Raw genomic sequence first — 9,100 nt, 5'->3', positions numbered from 1 at the left:
ACAAAACGAACTTACGTGACCTGTTCGATAAGACTGATTTCAACGATATCAAAGAACTCGATTATCCCCTTTTTGAAGGACTATTTGATTAATTTTTTAACTCGTCCATTTTTATTGGACACTAATGATAAGATTAATTAAAAGGACGTACCCGCTTGTGATAAGTAAGTACATCAAAAACAGGAGCGTCTGTTTGATTGATAAATGTGTAAGGAGCATCGGTTTACCAGAGCCGATGCTTTTTTTTACCCTTCTTTGTAGCATGTTAGAAATATTATCCGTAAATTTGGCAGATAATAAGGAAAGAATATGATATGAATATCCCTGTTATATTTCAATTTTTGAAAGAACTGTCTGCAAACAACAATCGTGAATGGTTCAATTCTCATCGGGAACTGTATGAATTCGCCCGTAGCGAGTTTGAGAACTTGCTTACAATAATTATCTCCCGTATCTCTTTGTTTGATGAAAGTATCCGCGGTATAGAAGCAAAGGACTGCACATACCGCATTTATCGCGATATACGCTTTTCCGAAGATAAAACTCCCTATAAGACCCATCTGGGAGGCTATATCAATGCGAAAGGAAAGAAGTCCAACCATTGTGGCTATTACGTGCATTTGGAGCCGGGAAACTGCATGTTGGCCGGTGGTAGTTATTGTCCTCCTCCGCCATTGTTAAGAGCTCTGCGACAAGCGGTATATGACAATATGGATGAGTTTCGTAGTATAGTGGAAGATTCCGCTTTCAAGCAATACTTTCCCGTCATCGGAGAAAATTTTCTTAAAACGGCTCCAAAAGGATTTCCAAAGGACTATCCCTATCTGAAATACCTTCAGTGTAAAGAGTATACAGTTGCCTGCTACCAACTGGATAGCTTCTTTCTTGCTCCAGACTTTTTGGATTGTATGGATGACATCTTCAAGCAGATGAAGCGTTTTTCCGATTTTGTGAATTACACCATAGACGACTTTGAATAATTTACCTATTATATAGTATAACTAACTTAAAACATTTAAATTATGGTTATAGACAGACTTGAAAACATAGAAAAATATACGTTGTTGCATCCTCTGTTTGAGCAGGCCATTGATTTTTTAAAATCACATGACCTGCACTCTTTGGAAATCGGCAAGACCGAACTGAGAGGAAAGGACTTGCTGGTCAACGTGGTCCAGACAAATCCAAAAGAAAAAGAGAATGCCAAACTGGAAACCCATAAAGACTATATTGATATCCAGATTCCATTATCCGGTACAGAGATAATGGGTTATACTGCTGCTAAAGACTGCCTCCCCGTTGATGCCCCCTACAATGCGGAAAAAGACATCACTTTTTTTGAGGGACTGGCAGAGGACTACATTACAGTAAAGCCTGGTATGTTTACCATCTTTTTCCCTCAAGATGGGCACGCCCCGGGCATTACTCCTTACGGTGTAAAGAAAGTGATTGTGAAAGTTAAAGCGTAAATTTATCAATATCCAAAACTCATCCTTTTTATGGAAACATTGAATTTAATCAAGAATGACCCATGGCTGGAACCTTTTGCCGATGCCATCAACGGACGTCATCAACATGCCATAGACAAAGAATTGGAACTGACCAATAAAGGAAAGCTAACCTTATCTGATTTCGCATCCGGATACCTATATTTCGGTCTGCATCGAACTAACGACGGCTGGGTTTTCCGCGAATGGGCGCCCAATGCAACCCAGATATTTATAGTCGGAACTTTTAATGATTGGAAGGAAGAAAAGAAATACAGCCTGAAACGCAAAGCAAACGGCAATTGGGAAATCAAACTTCCTGCCAATGCCATAAAACACGGTGATTTGTACAAACTGATGGTACATTGGGATGGCGGTTGCGGCGAACGTATCCCTGCATGGACTACACGTGTCGTTCAGGATGAGCAGACTAAAATATTCAGTGCCCAGGTCTGGGCTCCGGAGAAACCGTATAAAATGAAAAAGCGGTCTTTCAAGCCGTCTACGGATCCTTTGTTGATATATGAGTGCCATATCGGTATGGCTCAGCAGGAAGAGAAGGTGGGCAGCTACAAGGAGTTTCAGGAAAAGATTCTTCCCCGTATCGCCAAAGAGGGATATAACTGCATACAGATTATGGCTATTCAAGAACATCCATACTATGGTAGTTTCGGATACCATGTTTCCAGTTTCTTTGCAGCATCTTCCCGTTTCGGTACTCCAGAGGAACTGAAAGAGCTGATTGATACAGCCCATAATATGGGGATTGCAGTTATCATGGACATTGTCCATTCACACGCAGTGAAAAATGAAGTGGAAGGCTTAGGTAACTTTGCCGGTGATCCTAACCAATATTTCTATCCTGGTGGACGCCGGGAACACCCAGCCTGGGATTCACTTTGCTTTGATTACGGCAAGAACGAAGTTATTCATTTCCTGCTATCTAACTGTAAATTCTGGTTGGAGGAATATCATTTCGATGGCTTCCGTTTTGACGGAGTAACCTCCATGTTGTATTATAGTCATGGCTTGGGAGAAGCGTTCTGTAATTATGGAGATTATTTCAACGGACATCAAGACGACAATGCCATTTGTTATCTGACACTTGCCAATCGGCTTATCCATCAAGTCAATGCCAAAGCCATTACCATTGCCGAAGAAGTGTCGGGAATGCCCGGACTTGCAGCTAAATATGAAGATGGCGGCTACGGGTTTGATTACCGCATGGCCATGAATATTCCCGATTATTGGATTAAGACAATCAAAGAAAAAATAGATGAAGACTGGAAGCCATCCAGCATGTTCTGGGAAGTGACCAACCGCCGCAAAGATGAAAAGACCATCTCCTATGCGGAAAGCCATGACCAAGCTTTAGTGGGTGACAAAACCATCATTTTCCGTCTGATTGATGCGGATATGTACTGGCACATGCAGAAAGGAGACGAGAACTATACCGTAAATCGGGGTATTTCTCTCCATAAAATGATACGTTTACTGACTACAACTACTATCAACGGTGGTTATCTTAACTTTATGGGCAATGAATTCGGACATCCGGAATGGATTGACTTCCCCCGTGAAGGTAACGGCTGGTCTTGCAAATATGCCCGCCGTCAATGGGATTTGGTGGATAATAAAAACCTGGCATACCATTATATGGGTGACTTTGATGCTGCGATGTTGGGAGTTGTAAAAAGCATAAAGAATTTTCAGGCTACTCCGGTCCAAGAAATATGGCACAATGACGGTGACCAGATATTGGCCTATATGCGTAAAGATTTGATTTTTGTATTCAACTTCAACCCCAAACAGTCTTTTACTGATTACGGTTTCTTGGTTCCTGCCGGAACCTATGAAGTTATTTTGAATACTGATAATCCAAATTATGGAGGTAATGGTTTAACAGATGATACCATCAAGCACTTTACCATCCACGACCCACTTTACAAAAAAGACAAGAAGGAGTGGCTAAAGCTTTACATACCGGCACGTACAGCCGTTGTGCTGAGAAGAACCAAGTAGTCATTTCATAATACAAAAAAGGAGGTTGTGTCAAAACGCTGGCACAACCTCTTTTTATGCACAAAGCCCCGACTTTCACAAGCCCGGGCTTTGTTATTACCCAAAGTTTTTGTGTCTTTAGGCATAAAGTTTTTCGTTATGGCAAAGTTACATTTTCGTCCTTACATTCCCAACCCAACAGTTCTTTTTCCCGGAAGAATTGATGAAAACATAGCAGCGAACAATCCGGTTCGCATAGTTAATACTGTTGTTGATAACCTCAATCTTGACAATTTCAAGAAGCTTTATAAGGCAACCGGTCGTTGTCCTTATCATCCTGAAATGATGCTTAAAGTGATTATCTATGCCTACATGAACAATATCTATTCGTGCCGGAAAATAGAGAAGCTTCTCCTGCGTGACATTCATTATATCCGGCTTTCCGGTAATGAACATCCGGATTTTATTACCATCAACCGTTTTTGAAACCGTGTAGAAAAGGAAATAAATACCGTATTCACGCAGTTGGTTCTTGTCCTTGCCGACAATGGTACAAAGCTGATGGATAAGATCCGCATTCTCCTGGAGCAGGTGGATGAAGTCATAGCCCAAGAGAACTCCATGAAAGACACACCCGTAGAGTTCACTCCCGCCATGCTCTCAGATATAGTGAATGGACTTAAAGAGGTGCTGGAACACCAGCCTGTAACAAAGGACAAGGAACAAAAGAAAGTCATCCGGGAAAAGAAGAAACAGGTCCGGGAACTTGAGCAGTACCGTGACAAGTTGATGGAATACGACAACCATCTTGATACTCTTGGAGAACGCAACTCTTACTCCAAGACCAATCCTGATGCCACCTTCATGCGCATGAAAGAAGACGCCATGAGAAATGGGCAGACCAAACCCGGATATAATCAGACCACGTGTGACTCAAAATACGACGAATATTAAGCCTTATTACCTAATTACTGGAAAAATAGTCGCATAGACAAAAAAAAGAAGAACGACTATTTTAGACAAAAAAAGAAGGGGATGTGCCTTAGTTTTGACACATCCCCCTCTTTTTATTTAGGAGCCTTTTATTTCAATTGACTGTCGATGAAGTTCAACATTGTTTTTGCATTATCCATCATCTTCTTTTGAGCTGGTTTGTCTACAGAGAGCAATGGAATAAGTTTACCCAAATATTCTTTGGCTTCCTTGAATTCAACTTTTGCTTTTTCTACATCTGTTTTCATGGTATTGGCACCCTTGCTATAATATAAAGAACCCAGACTATTAAGCGCATTTACATTATCTGCTTGGATAGCTATGGCCTGTTTAAATGCTTCTTCGGCTGCATCCATCTTTTTGGCTTTCTGCGCCATAATACCTTGATTTACGTAATAAGTGGCATACAATTTAGTCAAAGTCTTATTACCGGGATTTACTTCCAATCCTTCCTTTAAAGTAGCAATATACTCATCATTTTTCTTCAAATCTTTCAAAGCGCTGACTTTACCTATGTAAGCATTTGCCAAGTTATACTTTTTCTGCACAGCAATATCAAAATACTTCAAAGCTTCGGCAGGTTTCTTAATCTTATCGGCACAAACACCACAGTTATATGCAATTACAGAATCTTGATTGTTTGTTTGTGTCAGATAAGTACTAAATTTTGTGTAAGCTTCCTGATAATTTTTAGCCTCAAGAGCAGCTTTACCATCATTGACCAACTGGGCAGGGTCAGCATTCTGCGCAAAGAAACTCGTAGCTGCACAACATAGTGCGATAGATAAGATTAATTTTTTCATATGCTTTAATTCATTTAAAAGTTGATTTTCAAAGTTAGTTTACAATGGCATAGAAGCAAAAACTTTTTACTTCTTTTAAGGTTTTTAGCACAGTCATAACAAGTGTTATTTTACGTAAAAGAAATATCTGAACACGGCTTTTCCATTTAAGTTTTTATTTAGTGGAACAATTCCCTCTACCCATACCAGTACGATATAGAAACTAGTTCCATTATTGATAATCAAAGGTCTACAAATATATCAAATTTATTTTGGAGACGTTCCTGACCAATAAAGACGGCCATGGAGGCAAAGATACATTGGCAGTAGCCATTCCCGGAACAAAAAGCGACAAGATCATATCATTGCCGTTACTTCTGCACCTTTCTTGCCGCTTCCGATAAACATGCCCACATAAGCCAGAGAATCCTTTGCTATCTTGATAGACAAAGCCTCTCCACCAGTAGTATAGGCTTCCACAACTCTCACATTGATTACCGCATAAGCGAACTTGTTTTTCAAGTCCGCACAAATCGGCGTAAATCCAGAAAGAAAACTTCCCACTACCAGGTTCTGCGTGTCGAGTTTGAACGGGCCACGTCTACGAATACCGGTCTGGACATCGTGGCGTTCCTCTTGCTCAACGGGCGGAACTAAGTCATACTTAAATCCTGATGACATAATTAATTCTTGTTTTGTTCAACAATAGTTTTCGTTCTCTCGTCAATCATCTTAGCGATAGATTCAGATTCTTTCTCAATCTTCTCTTCCGCCGTTTCGGGAGGGGTTACGCCCTTGAAGTATGCATCCAAGTCCTCATCGTCCTTAATGGCGCATCGTTTGGCGTAGTTTTCGGGAATACCATATTCCTTAGCCTTTGCCAAAATCTGCTGGCTACGTGTTGCTTGAGCCTTTTCCATTTCAAACTGTGTTAGCTTGTCAGAAAGGCTCTTGTTGGAATCAATTAAGGCTTGCGCCCATGCAGGCACATCGTCTTTATTTTCTTCCGTTTTGGTGGTTGTGGTAGTCTCAATTGGCTTACCGTCTTTAAGGTTATGTCTCTTCTCGTAGTTGGAAACTGCGGTCTTGGAAGCATCCCCGGCACGGAAATCACCATAGGAATTAAGCACGTCCGGAAAACTGATACCCTCAACAACGGAGTTTACCTTTGTCTCGTCCGTTACACCCTCTGCCTTTTTAGTAGCTATTCGGGTCAAGATAGCAGTGTCCACCCCAGCGAATTTCTGTTGTAGCCCTGCCAAGATTTGTTCTAAGATTGTCATACCGTATGAATTTGATTTATAAATTTCTACGGTAAATTTCGTTATTTATAAAGAAGATGAAAAATTATCAGATAGGTGATACACGACAATAAAACGATTGTCGTAAAATTGTATAAAAAAAGGCGTGATAACAGTCACACCTAAATATTCTTCTTATGAACTAATCAGAAACCCAACATCGCGGCTGGAGGTATATTCAGCACTCGACATAGCAATCTCGCAATTCTGAGGGTCGGTTCCGAACGTCCAGAAATATAGTCATTCACACGCGATGGACTTATACCAATCTCACCAGCAAGTTGCTTTTGACTCATCCCTTTCTCTTCAAGAGATAGCTCTATCAATTCCGCAACAGTCGGTTTTTCTATCGGATAATGTTCTTTTTCATATGCTATCACAATATCGGACATAAGTGTAAGCTCCACCGCATTCTTATCATTTGAAGGCGTATTGTCATCAACCAATGGCAGAAGTTCCTCCACTCTCGCCAAAGCAAATTCATACTGTTCTTTTGTTACTTTATTCATACTTCTATCTCTTAAATGGTTGAACAATCTATCTTATCGTAATCTTTATGAGTACCAACCCAGCGAATGAAGACATACCCAATTGTAAACTTAACAACGACAACCAACCGATAGTTGTTGCCTCTGATATTGAATACATAGTGTTGATTACCTACATAATCAACCACGGCTCTTTCATTTAAGATAAAAATAAAGACATATTATCCCTTACCCGGTTTGTTGAGAATCGGGTGATTTTTTTATGATTGTACTTCAAGCAGTTATCTTTTTCTAAAAATCAGATTTATTTCATTTTTGGCAAAGAAACCGCATTAATCGGGTAAAACTCATTGAGACATGGCGCATAAGTTCTGCCACGCCTTTTCTCTTGTCAGATCGCTTTTTGCGCAACCCTTTCCATATAGAAAATACCGAGTAGACAATTCTTTGTATTGTATCAAGGTTGCGGGCGGCCTTTGCCGACTTGCGCTTCACCTTGTCTTGCAGCAGATTTACATCCAGTCCCCAATGCATACTTTCTATCGACCAGTGATGGCGCACAATGGAACCCATGGAGGGCGTGTCAGCCGGCAGACTGCTCACATACAGACGTTTTTCACGTGTATTTATCGCGGTCGTCTTTCTGACGGTCTGGGCCATGTATTCTATAATCGTCATGTTTCCGCCCCATTTCTCCTTGTCGGCAATAATTTCGAGACCATCATATATGTTGTATGTTCTTGTCTCGATTCTTCCATGACCGAGTTCGGGACCATCAGTATAAGAATATAGCGGCTTATACTCTTTGAGTCTGTCTTCCACTCCGTAACGTAGCGAAGGCTGGTTGGCCTTGAGTTCAATGAGAAAATCAGCACCTTTACCTCTTATCCTGTCTATGATGTCCTTTTGCATGGACATGGCGTCGGCTGTCACAGTCTTTCCGGCAAAATCAAGTTTGTCGATAAGTTGTGGGATAGCCTTTATTTCATTGCTTTTCTCCGGACAGGCCTCTGTTGCCAGCGTTATGCCTGTGTTGAACGAGTAAGCCGACACGATATCCAGATTTCGTCCGTTCGCCAGAACCGTGCCCCGCTCGGCCTTGCCGTCAATACAGATTATCTCCCGCCCTAATCGGCTACACAACTGAGCATGAAACACTTAGACAAGTTCCTGCATCCTGTCGGCCATGGCGCAGTCATTTATCCCACTATCTACTCGGCAAAGGGTCGCTTCGGACGGTACTCCATTTTTCAACATCCCCATTTTGCGGAACTTTTTGATATTGTGTTTGCCGAAAGCAATTATATCAGCACGACCGACAAATCCAGAGGCACGACCAAGTACCATCAGCATTATGATATCCCGGAGTCTGTGACGGTGGTTTCCCTTGTCTGTTCTGCGGAAATCCGGCACTGACGAGGCAAAATCAACCAGTCTGTCCATTATGCTGCACGCAGGGTAAAAACGATGTTTCTTTTTAATATATATTAAACCGAAAATATTGCATATCAGGCGAATAATGCGTATTTTCGCGTAGCGAAAATCGAGGCAGAAGAGCCTTCTCGACCACTCCGCCTCTTTTTTAAATTTTAATTTTATGATAAAGAAACACCGAAGGCGGTGCTTCGGCATCGCTGTGTGCAAAGGTAGACATTTTCGCTATAAAATACCACTATTTTCGTAAACTTCGACCGATTTTAAATGAAAGAGCCGTGATAATCAACTGAAAGAAAATCCACTTTAATGTCTGATAGGTTCTTCCATTCAGCTTTTTCCGCTATATCATACCAACGTTCTAAGGCTATGCGTGAATCCTCATACCCTTTCGTCTCGTAGAACTCTTTCAATTTTCTATGTGATACAATTCTCATACCTCTCTTATTTGATGCAAAAATATAGAAGCTGTTTAAAATTTATTGAGGATAAACGTTATTGCAATGAATAATATATTGTAAATCAGTAGGTTAATTGGAGGTTTATTTGTAGCTTTATGAGTGTCAATCAATTAGAGTTATGGAACAATACTCAACTAACCTTACTGATAAACA

General features: G+C 40.9%; 8 protein-coding genes and 4 pseudogenes. 4 read left to right on the top strand and 8 right to left on the bottom strand.

Annotation, left to right across the window (positions count from 1 at the left end; genetic code table 11):
* Positions 1 to 314: 314 nt before the first annotated feature.
* The 4 genes and pseudogenes from HU824_RS18385 to HU824_RS18370 form a co-directional block, all read left to right on the top strand.
* A complete protein-coding gene (locus HU824_RS18385) occupies positions 315 to 980 on the top strand; it encodes a DUF2461 domain-containing protein (protein ID WP_136010810.1) in 666 nt (221 codons plus the stop codon).
* A gap of 42 nt (positions 981 to 1,022) precedes the next feature.
* Positions 1,023 to 1,469 (top strand): YhcH/YjgK/YiaL family protein, encoded by a 447-nt coding sequence (locus HU824_RS18380; RefSeq protein WP_136010809.1) that lies wholly within the window; start codon positions 1,023 to 1,025, stop codon positions 1,467 to 1,469.
* 30 nt (positions 1,470 to 1,499) lie between these two features.
* On the top strand, positions 1,500 to 3,509 hold the full coding sequence (locus HU824_RS18375) for an alpha amylase C-terminal domain-containing protein (RefSeq protein WP_136010808.1): 2,010 nt from the start codon (positions 1,500 to 1,502) through the stop codon (positions 3,507 to 3,509).
* A gap of 138 nt (positions 3,510 to 3,647) precedes the next feature.
* Positions 3,648 to 4,406, top strand: a pseudogene (locus tag HU824_RS18370) (transposase); the annotation flags it as partial.
* A 164-nt stretch (positions 4,407 to 4,570) separates the two neighbouring features.
* Here the strand turns inward: HU824_RS18370 and HU824_RS18365 are convergent.
* From HU824_RS18365 to HU824_RS18335, 8 genes and pseudogenes are all read right to left on the bottom strand, one after another.
* On the bottom strand, positions 4,571 to 5,284 hold the full coding sequence (locus tag HU824_RS18365) for a hypothetical protein (RefSeq protein ID WP_136010807.1): 714 nt from the start codon (positions 5,282 to 5,284) through the stop codon (positions 4,571 to 4,573).
* A 342-nt stretch (positions 5,285 to 5,626) separates the two neighbouring features.
* A pseudogene (locus HU824_RS18360) lies at positions 5,627 to 5,944 on the bottom strand (head fiber protein); the annotation flags it as partial.
* A gap of 2 nt (positions 5,945 to 5,946) precedes the next feature.
* The gene (locus HU824_RS18355) at positions 5,947 to 6,546 is read right to left on the bottom strand and encodes a hypothetical protein (RefSeq protein ID WP_176469637.1); all 600 of its coding nucleotides are present in this window, start codon (positions 6,544 to 6,546) and stop codon (positions 5,947 to 5,949) included.
* A gap of 164 nt (positions 6,547 to 6,710) precedes the next feature.
* The gene (locus HU824_RS18350; protein WP_136010795.1) at positions 6,711 to 7,073 is read right to left on the bottom strand and encodes a type II toxin-antitoxin system HigA family antitoxin; all 363 of its coding nucleotides are present in this window, start codon (positions 7,071 to 7,073) and stop codon (positions 6,711 to 6,713) included.
* An 11-nt stretch (positions 7,074 to 7,084) separates the two neighbouring features.
* Positions 7,085 to 7,234 (bottom strand): annotated as a pseudogene (locus HU824_RS18345) (type II toxin-antitoxin system HigB family toxin); the annotation flags it as partial.
* 127 nt (positions 7,235 to 7,361) lie between these two features.
* Entirely contained in the window at positions 7,362 to 8,210 is an 849-nt protein-coding gene (locus HU824_RS18340) for an ISAs1 family transposase (protein WP_369692710.1), read from the bottom strand.
* Positions 8,211 to 8,495 carry a transposase family protein gene (locus tag HU824_RS19920; protein ID WP_246866957.1) on the bottom strand — a complete coding sequence of 95 codons (285 nt, stop codon included), beginning with the start codon at positions 8,493 to 8,495 and terminating at the stop codon, positions 8,211 to 8,213. It lies immediately after the preceding gene.
* Between the two features lie 263 nt (positions 8,496 to 8,758).
* A pseudogene (locus HU824_RS18335) lies at positions 8,759 to 8,923 on the bottom strand (type II toxin-antitoxin system HigB family toxin); the annotation flags it as partial.
* Between the last annotated feature and the right edge of the window lie 177 nt (positions 8,924 to 9,100).

Origin of the sequence: Bacteroides sp. L10-4, assembly GCF_013373675.1 — a bacterium.
Taxonomy (GTDB): Bacteria; Bacteroidota; Bacteroidia; order Bacteroidales; family Bacteroidaceae; genus Bacteroides; species Bacteroides muris.
Note: the sequence above shows the minus strand (reverse complement) of the source record. Positions and strands in the feature narration are given on the sequence as shown.